At 43.3% G+C, this 15,374-nt stretch carries 15 protein-coding genes; all 15 read left to right on the forward strand.

Annotated elements, in window-relative coordinates; all coding sequences use genetic code 11:
- Nucleotides 1–313: 313 nt before the first annotated feature.
- The 15 genes from NZD89_RS13955 (at nt 314) to NZD89_RS14025 (ending at nt 15,351) form a co-directional block, all read left to right on the forward strand.
- Nucleotides 314–1,114, forward strand: a complete 801-nt coding sequence (locus tag NZD89_RS13955) for an SDR family NAD(P)-dependent oxidoreductase (RefSeq protein ID WP_268008289.1) — start codon at nt 314–316, stop codon at nt 1,112–1,114.
- Between the two features lie 139 nt (nt 1,115–1,253).
- A complete protein-coding gene (locus NZD89_RS30235) occupies nt 1,254–1,358 on the forward strand; it encodes a hypothetical protein (RefSeq protein ID WP_488798530.1) in 105 nt (34 codons plus the stop codon).
- 84 nt (nt 1,359–1,442) lie between these two features.
- Nucleotides 1,443–1,880 (forward strand): UxaA family hydrolase, encoded by a 438-nt coding sequence (locus NZD89_RS13965; protein ID WP_268008290.1) that lies wholly within the window; start codon nt 1,443–1,445, stop codon nt 1,878–1,880.
- A 149-nt stretch (nt 1,881–2,029) separates the two neighbouring features.
- Nucleotides 2,030–2,920, forward strand: a complete 891-nt coding sequence (locus NZD89_RS13970) for a fumarylacetoacetate hydrolase family protein (protein ID WP_268008291.1) — start codon at nt 2,030–2,032, stop codon at nt 2,918–2,920.
- Nucleotides 2,921–2,947: 27 nt separating this feature from the next.
- Nucleotides 2,948–3,721 (forward strand): SDR family NAD(P)-dependent oxidoreductase, encoded by a 774-nt coding sequence (locus NZD89_RS13975; RefSeq protein WP_268008292.1) that lies wholly within the window; start codon nt 2,948–2,950, stop codon nt 3,719–3,721.
- A 307-nt stretch (nt 3,722–4,028) separates the two neighbouring features.
- Nucleotides 4,029–5,546, forward strand: a complete 1,518-nt coding sequence (locus NZD89_RS13980; protein ID WP_268008293.1) for a sugar ABC transporter ATP-binding protein — start codon at nt 4,029–4,031, stop codon at nt 5,544–5,546.
- Nucleotides 5,536–6,543, forward strand: coding sequence for an ABC transporter permease (locus tag NZD89_RS13985; RefSeq protein ID WP_268008294.1), 1,008 nt, complete (start codon nt 5,536–5,538; stop codon nt 6,541–6,543). The genes NZD89_RS13980 and NZD89_RS13985 overlap by 11 nt, the downstream gene beginning before the upstream one ends.
- Nucleotides 6,533–7,555, forward strand: coding sequence for an ABC transporter permease (locus NZD89_RS13990; RefSeq protein ID WP_268008295.1), 1,023 nt, complete (start codon nt 6,533–6,535; stop codon nt 7,553–7,555). The genes NZD89_RS13985 and NZD89_RS13990 overlap by 11 nt, the downstream gene beginning before the upstream one ends.
- Nucleotides 7,556–7,655: 100 nt before the next feature.
- Entirely contained in the window at nt 7,656–8,867 is a 1,212-nt protein-coding gene (locus tag NZD89_RS13995; protein WP_268008296.1) for a sugar ABC transporter substrate-binding protein, read from the forward strand.
- Between the two features lie 127 nt (nt 8,868–8,994).
- Nucleotides 8,995–10,566, forward strand: coding sequence for a class I adenylate-forming enzyme family protein (locus NZD89_RS14000; RefSeq protein WP_268008297.1), 1,572 nt, complete (start codon nt 8,995–8,997; stop codon nt 10,564–10,566).
- Between the two features lie 172 nt (nt 10,567–10,738).
- Nucleotides 10,739–11,836, forward strand: a complete 1,098-nt coding sequence (locus NZD89_RS14005) for a mandelate racemase/muconate lactonizing enzyme family protein (protein WP_268008298.1) — start codon at nt 10,739–10,741, stop codon at nt 11,834–11,836.
- Between the two features lie 23 nt (nt 11,837–11,859).
- Nucleotides 11,860–12,318, forward strand: coding sequence for a MaoC/PaaZ C-terminal domain-containing protein (locus tag NZD89_RS14010; RefSeq protein WP_326492935.1), 459 nt, complete (start codon nt 11,860–11,862; stop codon nt 12,316–12,318).
- Nucleotides 12,319–12,459: 141 nt separating this feature from the next.
- Nucleotides 12,460–13,617: an ABC transporter substrate-binding protein gene (locus tag NZD89_RS14015; RefSeq protein WP_268008300.1), complete on the forward strand. Its 1,158-nt coding sequence runs from the start codon at nt 12,460–12,462 to the stop codon at nt 13,615–13,617.
- Entirely contained in the window at nt 13,614–14,750 is a 1,137-nt protein-coding gene (locus NZD89_RS14020) for a CaiB/BaiF CoA transferase family protein (RefSeq protein WP_268008301.1), read from the forward strand. The genes NZD89_RS14015 and NZD89_RS14020 overlap by 4 nt, the downstream gene beginning before the upstream one ends.
- Nucleotides 14,751–14,817: 67 nt before the next feature.
- Nucleotides 14,818–15,351 carry a MaoC family dehydratase gene (locus tag NZD89_RS14025; protein ID WP_268008302.1) on the forward strand — a complete coding sequence of 178 codons (534 nt, stop codon included), beginning with the start codon at nt 14,818–14,820 and terminating at the stop codon, nt 15,349–15,351.
- The last annotated feature ends 23 nt before the right edge of the window (nt 15,352–15,374 follow it).

A 15,374-nucleotide genomic window follows, 5' to 3' on the forward strand; every position in this document is an offset into this window, starting at 1 on the left:
CGGGATTATCACTTAATCTTCGCATCTTGGAACCCACCCTACCCAGCCTCGTAAATCTTTTGATAGGCATGAGATAATAAACCATTATTTGGTAAATGTAATGATCTGTTCTCGTGTCTATCGTAACAAACTACCTGGTGTCTGAACACAGCAAAATCCAAAAGTGGACTGCAGTCTTCGGACCCGATTCTTTCACAAACTTTTCATGGACTAAATTTTACATATTAATTACAATATTCTTAATTGTACTGCGGTGATACCGCAGTACAATACTTCCTCTTGTTTTACAAGCATCATACTCGGAGGCATAGAAATGGGTAAATTGCTGAATCAGGTAGCAGTGATTACAGGTGGTGGCAGTGGGATTGGAGAGGCAACTGCGAAGTTGTTTGCAGCGGAGGAGGCTTCTGTGGTTGTCGCAGACGTGATGCAAGATGCGGCAGAGAAGATTGCGTTGGAGATTTCAAACAACGGGGGGAACGCAATCCCCATACAAGTGGATGTATCAAGAAAAGACAGTGTATTGAAAATGGTGGATGCTGTCCTCAGTCAATATGGCAGAATGGATGTCTTATTTAATAATGCTGGTATCATCATGCCTAATTTTATTGAAGACATCGATGAGGCAGATTGGCATCGGGTTGTAAGCGTGAATCTTACTGGTGTGTTTTTGTGTATTAAGTATAGCCTGCCAGAATTAAGGAAAGTACGTGGGAAAATTATTAATATGGGCTCGATGAACGGGCTTGTTGGTCAAACTAAGAATCCCGCATACAGTGCAACAAAAGGTGGAGTAATTGCGATGACTCGTTCACTAGCTATCGATTTAGCGCCGTCAGGCGTTCGTGTAAATGCAATTTGTCCCGCAGGTGTTGTTACTCCACTTCTAGAGAAATGGTTTAGCCTCCAACCATATCCAGAAGAAATGCGGCGAAATAGCGATTTGTCTCACATGGTGGGCAGAACAGCAACTGCAGATGAAATTGCTAAAGTTGCATTATTTTTAGCGAATGACGATTCGTCCTTTATCACTGGGCAAGCAATTCAAGTTGAAGGTGGCGCGACCTTAGGTTATGGTAGCGGGCCAAAACCGGAATGGAATAACTTCATGTGAGGAGACGATCCGGTGGCTATAGACGACCATAGCTCGAAGCTAGAGTTACTCGTCATGAACTTGCGTGATAATATTGCAACCGCTTTACGAGACTTGGCAGAGGGAGGAACAGCACGATTTATTGTGGAGGGCCATAAAATTGTTAGACAAGATTCCTTTCGGGCATAAAGGGGCAATTGTTACCGTAAACCAAGGCGAACAAGTTTTAAAGTATGGTGAAGTGATTGGTCGATCACCTGTTTAATAAAGGCGGGCCAAGACGTACATGTACACAACGTTGAAGGAATTCGTGGCCGAGGGGACTTGCATTCCGGAGAGGAGTGTGTAAATGCAAGAACTTCAACCAATTAGAGGGTATGCTTGCGAGAACGCTCGGTCTGGGTCGAGAAATCGCTTACTTGTTCTTCCGAGTTTCATTTGCTCGTCGGTAGTGTTTGAACGTATTGCTGAAGAGAAAGATGATGCTGTTGCGCTGCCTCATGCGCACGGTTGCAGCCAAGTTGGAAAAGATTCAGAACGCACGTTCCGAATTCTTAAAGGATTTGCCGAAGACTCCAATGTTGGAGCCGTGATGGTCGTCAGCCATGGGTGTGAAGTAGTTGATGCTGAACAACTTCAGGACATATTGAGAAATTCGGAGAGCCAGTGGAACATGTCAGTATTCAATCGGTCGGGGGTTCTATTCACGCACTTGAAATTGGAACAACGATTGCTCAGAAACTTTGTACTAAACTTGAAGAGTTTAAACGAAGTGAAAGTGGCGTAAGCAATGTCTGTGTTGCCTTGAAATGGGGTGAGGGGTCTAGTGGGTATTCTGGTGATTCACACTATTTTGAGCATGTTGTGGACCATATCCTCTCAGCTGGTGGAACAGTGATATTGGGAGAAACCGAAAAGTTCTGAAAGGAGAATTTTATGAAAATTTTAACTTTTTATTTAAATGAGCAAGAGAAGATTGGAATTAAATTGGAGAATAACACTATCATAGATTTTACACAATTGGATAAAGTGTCCGACTCAACGAAACTTTCTTCGGTCACTGTGGATGACCTCATTCGTGATCCGGAACTCATAAGTCATGTAAACGAATTAATTGAAAAATACGCCTCTGAACTTGGAGAATACGCAATACCCGAAGAAGATATCACATTTGGTCCGTGCGTACCAAGACCCGGAAAAATCATCTGTATCGGTTTGAATTATAGACGGCATGCTATAGAAACGAATGCGCCGATTCCAACAATCCCTATTGTTTTCAGCAAATTCTCAGATACGGTGGCTTCTCACCTTGAAGAAATTCCATTGCCTAAAAAGTCGAATGAGGTCGACTACGAAGCTGAACTGGGAGTTGTAATCGGGCGGCGGTCGGTTGACGTACCCAGGGATTACGCACTTGATTATGTTTTCGGATACTGTAATGTGAACGATTTGTCTGCACGTGATCTACAAATGTGCACGCATCAATGGCTGTTAGGGAAGACCTGTGAGAAGTTTGCACCGATTGGCCCATACTTGGTCACTGCGGATGAAGTTGGGGATCCGAACAAGCTGGGAATTCGAGCTTTCGTTAATGGGGAAAAGCGTCAGGATTCAAATACATCAGACATGATTTTCCATGTAGACGAAATTATTGAGTATCTATCGCAGTACATGGTCCTTGAACCTGGAGATATTATTTTGACTGGTACTCCTGAAGGTGTCATTTTGGGCTTTCCTGAAGAACAACGAAATTGGTTAAAGGCTGGTGATTCCGTAACTATTGAAATTGAAAAGCTTGGTGCCCTAACGAACACATTTCGTGACTAAATTAGTTAAAAGAGAGGATGCGGAAATATGAGACTCCAAAATAAGGTTTGTCTAATTACAGGAGCTGGTAAAGGAATTGGTGCAGCAACAGCGAGGGCATTTGCACGCGAGGGAGCTATTGTCGAAATCGCAGATGTGGATATGCCATCAACAATCTCAGCGGTAGAGGAAATGACTTCAGGAGGAGCAACGGCATTTGCCACTGCCGTCGATGTAACCAACAGTACCTCTGTTGGAGCTTGGATACAAGAGGTCATGGAGCGTCACCAACGAATCGACGTTCTGTTTAACAACGCTGGTGTGAGTGCCGTAGGAGAACTTCACGAGGTTTCTCAGGCGCTGTGGGATAAAGTTGTTGCAGTGAACTTAACTGGTGTCTACTTGGTTTCTAAAGAAGTTTTGCCAATAATGATAGAGCAAAATAGAGGCGTCATCATCAACATGTCATCGTGTATTGCTGAAATAGGATTGGCGAGACGGGCAGCTTATGCCGCGACTAAGGGAGCCATCTTGTCGATGACAAAATCAATGCAAGTCGATTATGCCCCATATCATATTCGTGTAAATGCGCTGTTGCCAGGAACTATATTTACGCCATTCGTAGAAGACTACCTGAAACGTTCTTACGATGATCCCACTGCGGCAATTGAGTCACTGAAACAGCGTCAGCTCGGGAGAGAACTCGGGCGACCTGAAGATGTTGCGGATGCGGCAGTATACTTAGCATCTAATGAATCCAGTTATGTTATGGGGGCTGGTTTAGCAGTAGATGGTGGTGTCACTGCGGGAAAACAATTTTGATTTGTCTCGGTGTTCTAAATTGTTATTAGATGAAATGCTCACGCCGTAGAGAAACCGCATGGTTTAATGCGGCGTGAGGGTGGGGATTCAATCTTCATTGATTGCTATAGAATGGTATGTCGGCTTACGCGACTCGACTACGTGAGACTCTATTAGCTGATTACTTGATACGCGAAAATTATGATAAAAAAACTTGATATGACAAAATTACAAATTATTTAGACTAGTCGTAATTATTGACTCAAATCATATAATTTTGTATATTAAAAACGTGGTATCACCACAGTACCGGTGAGGAGGGCTGATTGTGCAACCTTGCTTACAGTTAAACGGCGTAAGTAAGCGCTATCCTGGGACGCTTGCAGTCAGTGGAGTTGATTTTGATCTCTTTCCAGGCGAAGTACACGCATTATTGGGAGAGAATGGCGCGGGGAAATCCACTCTGATGAAAATGATCGCTGGTTCATTTCATGACTATACTGGGTCGATATTTGTAAATGGTGAGAAAGTAGATCTTCATTCCCCGGCACTTGCGAAGCAGCATGGAATACAAATGATTCATCAGGAGCTCAGTCTTGCTTTGCCGCTATCCGTTGCCGAAAATGTTCTCGTCGGACGGCTTCCTCGTAAAGGTATTTTCTTAGACAAGAGTGCATTGATTCGGAGCTGCAAGGAGGTTCTTGAGTTAGTCGGTTTAGGCGATTTGGATCCAATGAGGCCGATGTACGAGCTTAGTCAAAGTGAAGCGCAACTTGTGGAAATTGCAAAGGCTCTCGGAAACAACCCCAAAATTCTGGTTATGGACGAACCCACTTCCGCTTTATCACGAGAACAAGTAGAACAACTTTTCACTATCATCCATAGCTTGAAAGAACGTGGATTAGGAATTATATACATTTCACATCATCTTCCTGAGGTGTTTGAGGTAGCGGACCGAATTACCGTCATGAGAGATGGGCGCAAAATTTCCTCTGTCAAATCAGAACGGGTTTCCCAGGAACAGTTAATAGAGATGATGATTGGTAGACTTAATTACGAAGAATCATTGGAAAAGAAGATACGGGTAGAAAGCAAAGAAGGAACTGCCGCTTTACGGGTAGATAATTTAAGTAGATATGGCTTTTTTCACGATGTGAGTTTTGAGGCGCGCCCTGGTGAAATTTTGGGAATTGGTGGCTTAGCGGGGTCGGGGCGGACAGAGTTGGCTAGAGCGATTGTTGGGTTGGATCCGGTGGATGCTGGGACTGTATTTTTATCAGGTGAAGAGGTCCGCATTCGGAATATGAACCAGGCAATTCGTCTTGGTATTGCCTACTTAACAGAAAACAGGAAGCATCAGGGGCTTGCTCTCCGGCTTTCGATTGAAGAAAACGTTTTCTCGTCCATTATATTTGACATGGGGAAAGGCTTGCTATACAGCTCCAGATCTAAACGCGGAATATTGACACAACTTATGGACGAATTAGATGTGAATCCTAGGAATCCTGAATTAGAAGTTGCCAACTTGTCGGGTGGAAATCAGCAAAAAGTGTTGCTGGCCAAGTGGCTAGCAATTCGACCTAAAATTTTAGTTTTGGATGAACCGACTCGAGGGGTTGACATTGGTTCCAAAACGATGATTCACAATGCCGTTCGTCGTCTTGCTAATCAAGGTTGTACAGTTATTGTGATATCCTCCGATCTCCCTGAATTAGTCAGTCTGTCTGAACGCGTGTTGGTCATGCGACGGGGTCATATCGTTGGTGAGATACCTGGAAATGAATGTACGGAAGAACAAGTTCTACTAGCTGCTAACGGTGGGGGGCGATTCGTTCATGTCAGTTGAAGGAAAAATTGTAGAGAGGGGACCCTCATTTCGGATCGCCATTGAAAAGTGGATTGGGCAATATGGCATATACATTCCTGTTGTCATTCTGCTAATTGTAGGACCAGTAGTCTCTGGGAATTTTTATACCCTAACCAATTTGGTGAGTATTATTGATTCGATATCTCTGCTTGGAATCGTAGCACTTGGTGTAGCGTTCGTTACTTATAGTGGTAACTACGCAGACATGTCTATCCCAAGTATTATGGCGTTTTCTGGGATTGTATCCATATCAACTCTTAGATTTGGAATAGTCGTAAGTCTGGTTTTAGGAATTCTGGCAGGTCTCGTAATTGGTGCAATTAATGGCTTGGTTGTGGGGAAAATAAAAGCAAACCCAATTATTTGGACGTTAGCTGTTGAGTACGTTCTCCTAGGTGTCATGCAGTGGGCATGGGGAGGAAAGCAGGTCTTTGTTAGTTCAACTACTCCTGCCATAAATGACTTTTTTCAGTTGTCACGGGCGAATTTATGGGGAAGGATCCCCTTGGTGTTTGTTATTTGGTTGGTGTTTGGAGTTGTTACTTACATTTTGATGACTCACTCAAAGTTTGGCAGGCGTTTAAAGTTGGTGGGTTCGTCACGTGATGTTGCCAGCACAACAGGGATTAACGTTACATCGACGATTTTTTTGGCCTTCTTGTTGTCTGCGCTCGGTGCTGCTATCGGAGGAATACTTCTCACTTCGTTGGTTAAATTGGGCGTCTATTACAACGGAACTGGATATGACTTTAATTCGGTCACTGCCGTTGTTATCGGGGGTATCACTCTAGCAGGCGGACGTGGAAATATCATTGGCGTGTTTGGTGGGGTATTGGTGATTGGTTTGCTTGCCAATGTTCTCACTTTGCTAGGCATGTCAGAGTTCATGGAAACAATCGTCCAGGGAATCATTTTTATCCTCGTGGTATTTGTTAATGCTTATTCACTACGGAGGTCAGGACGCGATGATTCGTAATCAAAACCAAGCTAGTAAGTGGCCAAGAAGGTTAAACGAAAACAGGATATATGTGATTTTTGTACTGGTATTTGCAGTGATGGCCATCTTTGCTCCGAGGTTTCTGACTCCATATAACATGGGTACTTTACTTCAAGGGATGACTCTGGACAGTATTTGTGCCGTGGGCTTTACCATAGTGCTGATTATGGGACAACTAGATCTCTCTATAGGTTCAAATATCACGATGGGAGCAATGTTTGTCATTGGGTTCCAACCAAGTTTGGGATGGACCTTAAGTTTAATTATCGCTCTACTCGCAGGCTCGCTGGTGGGTCTGATAAACGGACTGCTTGTGGCCAAAGCAAAAATACACTCCTTCATAGTAACGTTGGGAACAATGACAATTGTTCAGGGGGTTGTGTATCTTTACGCTAATGGGTCCGACGTAAATACAAATGCGTTTGGGTTTGGAAACTGGCTAACCCAGTCCATACCGATAATTTCTCCTTATGTTCTTATTGGTCTCGTTTTGGTAGTGATATTTGAGGTTGTTATGCGTAAGACACTTTTCGGACGTGGCCTTTATATGATCGGCGGAAATCGAGAGACCGCGTGGTTGTCCGGGCAACATGTGAATAAGTCCTTGATACTTGGGTTTGTGATTTCAGGTTTTACCTCAGCTCTTGCGGGGGCCCTGTTTGCGATAAGTCTAGGTTCGGCAACTCCTACCTTAGGGACTGGGTCGGAGATGGAGGTAATTGCCGCGACTATCATTGGTGGTACTTCAATGGCTGGCGGTGAAGGTAGTGTCTTGAAAAGTGTGATAGCAGTCCTTGCCCTCACAGTCCTCTTTAATGGCCTGTCGCTGTTCTATGCTCCAAATTCAGTTCAACAAATGTGCAGTGGCTTAGTTTTGGCGATAGTTGTATTACAAGAGTCTTATTCGCTTTACCGACGTGAAAGAGTCAACGGGATTCGACCTCATTTACTGCAAGAGCTGAGCAAGTCAGTTTTATTTAATAATAAATAGGCTGACATAGTTTAGATAGGAAATGAGGTGATGCAAGGTAGGTTAAAAATGTTAAAGGGTGCTTTTATAAAGATTTTGAACATTTTTTGGGGGGACATTTATGAAGCGAAAAGTATCTTATCTTTCGACGACCGTCGTTGTGCCATTAGGTTTAGCTCTCTTGCTTGCGGGTTGTGGAACCCAAGCTTCCGGTAGTTCTTCTGCCGGCTCGAGCAGTGGATCTTCAAATTCAAATCTTGCTAAATCATTAGCCGTAAATGTGTCTAATTTAAAGTCTACAGATGGGCAACCGCTTATTCAGCCAGCACCTCAGATTAAGATTCCTCCACGCCCGGCCAATCCCGACGCATTACCAGAAACCAACATACTTCACTGGTGGGATATGGAATATGCAGGATGGGACGTAACAAAAGTAAATCAGCCCAAATCACCAGATAATGGTGCTATCGGGAAAACTATTGATATTCTTGAACCAGGTCCACATCCGTACTTTACGGCATATACCAAAGGTGCAAAAGAGATAGCTAACGCTTACCAAATGCACTTGAATATCATGGTAGGAGATTGGACCGTAAATACTCAGGAGCAACAAGTGCAAGAAGCTATCAATCAACATCCGGACATGATTATCATTGCTCCAGTAGATGCGGATACCGCTGTGAATGAACTGCGTCAAATCAATCAAGCAGGTATTCCGGCAATTGTGAGTAACTTGTTGCCAACCAATCAGGCAATGCAGTATGCGCTTATGTGGACTGGTCCAGACGATTGGGCGAATATGCAGTTGCTTGCGGATGAATTCGCTAAAGATATGAACTACCAAGGTGATTATGTGATCATCAGACATAATCCGGGTTCATCTCCATATTATTCAAGAACGTATGCATTCATGGATGAATTGCTTAAGGTAGCACCGAAAATGCATGTGCTGGCTATGCAAACCGGGCAATTAAACGCTACCGTCTCTCAGCAATTAACGTCGAATTGGATCACGCGTTTCGGTTCACAACTGAAGGGTATTATGAGTGCTGATGACTCTAATTCACAAATTGGAATTAACCAAGCAGTACAAAATGCTCACCGGGAAGATATTGTTCGTGTTGCCGCCGGCAACAGCAAAATTGGAATGCAGGCATTACAAAGTGGTCAAGTAGTAGCCATAAGCTATCAATCTGCACAGGGTGATGGTGCGCTTCCGGTCTATGAAGCGGCGCAGTGGTTTGATGGGAAAACGTTACCTCCAGTGCGTTACCTACCGATGGGGATTATTACGAAAAGTAATGTCAGTAAGTACCTGCCTGCACAGTGGTGATTGGACTTCAGAACAGGGGTCTGCTTGCAGATCCCTGTTTTGAACGCTACCAGCATAGGTATTTCAGGGAGCGTAAGTAATTACATTATCTATATACCTCACGCAATACTTTTGGGGGGAAATTGTTTTGTACGCATGGGGGAATGAGATAGAAAGAGATATTATCACTGAGACGGTGAATGGACTTTCAATCCCAACCTATGAAAGCCGCCCGGTGAATCTACCTAATACATTGCAAACTAGTGCTTTGCTACATCCTGAGAGGGTAGCTCTTGTATGTGGAGATACCCGTATAACATATGAAGATTTCTATCGTCGTGTATTAACGATTGCAACCTACCTTCATGACGAGTGTAACTTTCAGCGCGGGGAAAGAATAGCAATTATACTAAAGAATACCGCAGAATTTTGTATTATGACTTATGCAGCTCTTTTTGCTGGACTCATTGTAGTACCGATAAGCACCAAGCTAAGACCGAATGAAATGGCGGTTCTCTTAAATGACGCAAAAGTGAATGGGATCGTCATAGATTCCGACGAGCAGGCCCAAGCGCTGAGCGCGTTATTGATTATCAAAGCACGATTCTTCTACCAATCTAGCGTGATGAGTAACTTCGGTGTTGAATATCAGGATTTTAGTCCATTACCACAACTCTCAACACATGATCCTGCGTTTATTATGTACACTTCTGGGACGACGGGTAATCCCAAAGGTGTTGTACTGTCCCATTTTAACGCGATTCATGGTGCGATCAATTATGAAAGATGTTATGGATTAACATCTGCTGATAAGACAATAATTGCTGTACCGATTTTCCACGGTACAGGATTAATGGCGCAATTAGTCACGTTTGTTTACCTTGGAGGAACTATTGTTCTTCTTGAGACGTTTAATGCTCACCAAATGCTTGAGCTAAGCGAGAAAGAGCAAATTACACATACAATTTGTGTTCCCACCATTTACAATTTGTTAATGCAGGTACCAAATTACAGCAACTATAATTTAACCTATAGAGTCCTAGGAACTGGGGGGGCACCTATATCCCAAAAGTTATTTCAGAACATCAAAAATTGGCTACCCAATGCTGAGCTACTAAACACTTATGGACTGACAGAGGCTACATCTCCTGCTTTGATGACGCCCAAAGAGATGGCGAGGCATAAGATTGGATCCATTGGAATTGCCAGCCCTGTCATCGAATGTAGGATTATAGACATAGATGAAGGGGGACCGGTCAAAACAGGACAGCCAGGCGAAATTCTATTAAAGGGGGCATTGATAACCAGTGGATATTGGAATAATGAAACGGCGACACGAGAGACGATTGTAGATGGCTGGTTGCATACTGGAGACGTTGGTTGGATGGATGACGATGGTTTCGTCTATTTGTGTGACCGTATTAAAAATATGATTAATCGGGGTGGGGAAAAAATCTACAGTATTGAAGTTGAAGATGTAATTTCCAGTCATCCTGAGGTACTTGAAGTTGCTGCTGTTGGCGTAGCTGACGAATTATACGGAGAAGTTGTAAAGGCTGTTGTGATCCCAGTGCACGGGAATACTTTAAAAGCTGAAGACATCATCTCGTGGGCTTCCGAACGGCTCGCTAAGTTTAAGGTACCGCGTTTTGTAGAATTCCGAGACAGTCTTCCACGTAACGCCGCAGGAAAAGTTGTAAAGAGTTCATTGAGAGAATGAAAATAAATTAAGCAAGTTTGAACATGGATAGTTATTTTGATTAGTTGTCTAACAACACTTGGTTAGTCATGGTTTGTGAATATTTATACACTTAATAATCAGTGGTAGTACTGTAATACTGTATTTGTGGGTGCAAATTCCGAAGAAAACTACTGAAAGAGGGGCTTTACAAATGAAAATTACAAGGGTTGAAACTTTTGTTCTTCATGTGCCAATTAATCCTCCAATTGAAGATTCGATCAATCACGCAGCTCATTGGGGGATAGCAGGAGTAAACATTTATACTGACGATGGCTTGTTTGGAACCGGTTACACAGGAACTACCGCATTTGGCGATGAAATGATTGTCCAAACCATAGAACGATACTACACTCCTCTTCTACTTGGGAAAGACCCCTTTAATGTTAAGAAAATATGGGATGAACTAAGATTTGGGGAAATGCATTGGATTGGTCGGGCGGGTATTACCCATATGGCATTGGCCGCAGTCGATATTGCCTTATGGGATCTAATGGCCAAAGCTGCGGGGAAGCCCCTTTGGCAATTGCTCGGTGGTCATAAACCGGATCGGATTAAGGCCTACAATACGAACGGTGGTTGGCTCAATTGGAGTGTGGATCGTCTAATTAAAGACTGTGTAAGTTTTGTGGAGCAGGGCTTTACAGGCGTGAAAATGAAAGTGGGAAAACCTGATCCTCGGGAAGACTACGAGCGAGTGATGGCTCTACGCAAAGCCATTGGCGATGATATCACTTTGATGGTTGACGTTAACCAGATGTGGAACATTACCACGGCTATGACTTGGGGAAAAAGATTAGAGGATTTCAACATATATTGGCTCGAGGAACCCCTAAATCCCGATGATATTAGCGGGCATGCGAAATTAGCAAATGAGCTGAATACACCGATTGCGTTAGGAGAACATGTATATCATAAATTTGCTTTCCGTGATTACATCGCACAAGGGGCAGTAGAGTTTGTTCAGGTAGACGTAACTCGTGTGGGGGGCGTTACGGAATGGTTACAAGTAGCTAATCTGGCTGCTTGTTATGATTTGCGTGTTTGTCCTCATGTTGGAGACATGGGACAGATCCACCAACATTTAGTTGCTGCTACTCAGAATGCATATATGTTGGAATATATTCCATGGATCCGTCACATTTTTGTTGAACCCGTAACGGTAGAGAATGGATATTATAAAATTCCCGAACGACCTGGCGCTTCTACTGAAATATTACTAAGTGCATTTGAAACCTATAGAGTTCTTTAAAAATCAAGAAGAATATCTTGCTTTTGGAGGTCGATGACATGGAAAAATCTGTGTTTTATGAAGATTATGATGTTGGTTCTGTTCGTGAAACTATGGGACGCACAATTACGGAAACGGATATTGTCCTACATGCTGGTCAAACAGGGGATTTTTACCCCCACCACATGGATGCTGAGTGGTGTAAAGGTCAGGAGTTTGGCCAAAGAATTGCGCACGGAACATTGATTTTTAGCGTAGGAATTGGGATGGCAGCCGGGGAGATTAACCCTGAGGCTTTTTCCTATGGCTATGATCGATTGAGATTCATTAATCCCGTTTACATTGGCGATACAATCTACAACAAGGTCACGATTAAGGAGAAAAGAGATTATCCCAAGAGACCTGATTATGGAATTGTTGTAGAACTCTGCGAGATCCAAAACCAGCGGGGAGAATTAGTCATCGCTTGTGAGCATCTCCTATTGGCAAAGAAACGGAAATAGGCGTCTTTGTGTCTTATGCACGAGATTCCTTTGGAATCTGTTTGAAATGATGAACTTAATAGCAAGGGCCATGATATGAGTAGTTGATTGCTCATCGAGGTCTAGTGAGAATCTTAAAACCGAGTCGTAGAGGTGATAACTATGTCCGTAAAACTAAACGGTATCACGTGGAATCATAGTCGTGGCTATGCATCGGTAGTGGCTGCAGCACAAAGATTTTCCGAAATAAACCCTGATATTGAAATAATGTGGGAAAAGAGATCGCTACAAGAATTTGCTGACTACCCAATAGATCAGTTGATAGACAAGTATGATTTACTTGTCATTGATCATCCTTGGGCTGGATTTGCATACGCCAACAGTGCTCTTCTTCCGTTGGAAAAATACCTATCAAAGGAATATCTCGATGACCAGAAAGAAGGATCCGTTGGTAAGTCGTTTGAAAGCTACAACTTTAATGGAAGTCAATTTGCACTAGCCATTGACGCGGCTACACCGGTTGCCGCCTATAGGGAAGATTTGTTGAAACTACAGGGAACTCAGCCGCCCCAGACTTGGGCTGATGTGCTCAAATTAGCGCGACTGAAGAAAGTCATTTTCCCCGCGATCCCAATCGATACGCTGATGAACTTTTACATGCTCTGTGTAACCATGAATGGGGAATTGTTCACTGATGAGGGAACAGTTGTTGATGAGTACATCGGAACTCAAGCTTTGGAACAATTAAAAGAGTTGGCATCTCTCTGTCCGAATGACATTTTCAATTGGAACCCAATTCAAATATACGAAATGTTAACGAGGAACGACGACTTTGTTTATTGCCCCTTTGCGTATGGATACTCCAATTATTCCCGCCAAGGGTATAGCCGACATAACCTGGTGTTTGATGATCTCGTATCTCTAAATGAGTATGGTCGCCTTGTGAGTACACTCGGTGGCACTGGAATTGCCATATCCGCTAGTTGCCAAAACATTAACGAGGCCGTTCTATTTGCAGAATATGTTGCCAGTCCGAACTGTCAGAAATCAATTTATTTTACAAGCGGTGGTCAACCTGGACATCGATCAGCGTGGCTTGATGAAGAGGTGAATAGTCTCAGTAACCAGTTTTTCAAAAACACTTTACCTACACTCGATAGGGCATATGTGCGTCCCCGCTATTGTGGTTACCTGTATTTTCAAGATCATGCTGGTGTTATCGTCCAAGAATATCTTCGCGGAAATACTAGTTCGAAGGCTGTCCTCGATAAATTAAAAAATCTATATCATCAGTCCACAAAGGAGGGAGTTTCGTCATGAAACCGCTTGAAGGGCTACTCGTGTTAGATTTTAGTCAGTTTCTATCTGGACCTTCTGCGGCACTTAGATTGGCGGATATGGGCGCTCGTGTAATCAAGGTGGAACGTCCAGGAATTGGAGATGGCTGCCGAGCGCTGTCCTTAGGGGTTGACTTGGACGGGGATAGCTTATTATTTCACACCATTAATCGAAACAAGGAAAGCTATACGGCAGACTTGAAAGAAAAATCAGATTTACAAAACATTATGAAGTTGGTTGGAAGTGCAGATGTCCTCATTGAAAACTTTCGCCCAGGTGTCATGGAGAAGCTGGGACTCGGATATGAATCGGTTTGTGAGATAAACCCGAAATTGGTATATGGGAGAATTACTGGGTATGGTGTCAGTGGCCCATGGAAGGAGAAGCCAGGCCAAGACTTATTAGTTCAAGCGATTTCGGGTTTAACATGGCTAAATGGTGATGCAGCACAACCACCAATGCCTTTTGGATTGGCTGTTGCGGATATGTTGACTGGTGCGTATCTGACACAAGGAATTTTGGCATGTTTGGTTCGCCGAAGTGTAAAGGGCATAGGTGGTTTGGTAGAAGTTAGTCTGTTGGAGTCCATCATGGATTTCCAATTTGAAGTTTTCACTACTTACTTAAACGGAGGCCCGGCGCCACGAAGAAGTGAGATAAATAGTGCGCACGCCTATTTGGGTGCACCGTATGGAATTTATGAAACTAAGGATGGTTATCTGGCGCTAGCTATGGGCTCAGTTCCAAGGCTGGGGGAACTACTCGGATGCAGTGCGTTAAACGAATATCAAGACAAACATACATGGATAACCAAACGGGATGAAATTAAAAGTATTCTTGTCTCTCACTTAAAGACCCGGACGACTCAGGAGTGGTTGTCAATTTTAGAGCCTGCCGACTACTGGTGTTCAGATGTATATACTTGGCAGCAACTTCTAAACCATGATGGATTCAAAGCCCTCAACCTAGTCCAAGACTTAGAGTTGCCAAATGGCGAATTGTTGAAAACTACCCGGTGCCCTGTCCGCGTAGATGGAGAAATCTTAACATCGACAAAATGTGCTCCTGCACTTGGGGTGCATACAGAATTGATTAATTCACAATTTAATATTTAATAAATATGAAAGTTCTATGATGTTTCCCGTACCCATGATGGACCTATGAAAAAGGAGAGACAGTATAATGACTACCAAGGTTGAAATGTTGTCAATTCCGAAAGAGCATCAAGATTTACCGGTCTTTAATACAGAAAATTGGATGTATGAAGAGTTTGAGGTAGGGCGATCGATTCGATCGATTCGACGAACAATCTCCGAAGGAGAAAGCATGCAATTCAACGCACTTGTTATGGATCTTCATCCGTATGTCGCGGACGAAATTTTTGCAACCGAAGAAGGGGTGTTTAAAAGACGTCTCGTTGCAGGAGCAATGGTATTTAGTGTGGGTCTAGGGCTGATGGCTCATAACAATATTCACACATTTAGTTATGGGTATGACAAGTTGCGTTTTATCAAACCGGTATTCATTGGTGACACAATTTATACCGTTCGTACAAATCTGGAAAAAAGACCGAAGTATGCAGAAATGGGCCTTGTAAAGGTCAGTTATCAGGTGTTTAAAAATGAAGGAGAACTTGTTTTATACTGTGAACATTTGCAAACCGTCCGTTACCGAGATCCGTCACAGTGGCAACATTTAGTGGAGAAAAAGGGATAAGGGTACATCTACTCTGAAAAAGG

The organism is Alicyclobacillus fastidiosus, from assembly GCF_026651875.1.
In the GTDB taxonomy this organism is placed as follows: domain Bacteria; phylum Bacillota; class Bacilli; order Alicyclobacillales; family Alicyclobacillaceae; genus Alicyclobacillus; species Alicyclobacillus fastidiosus.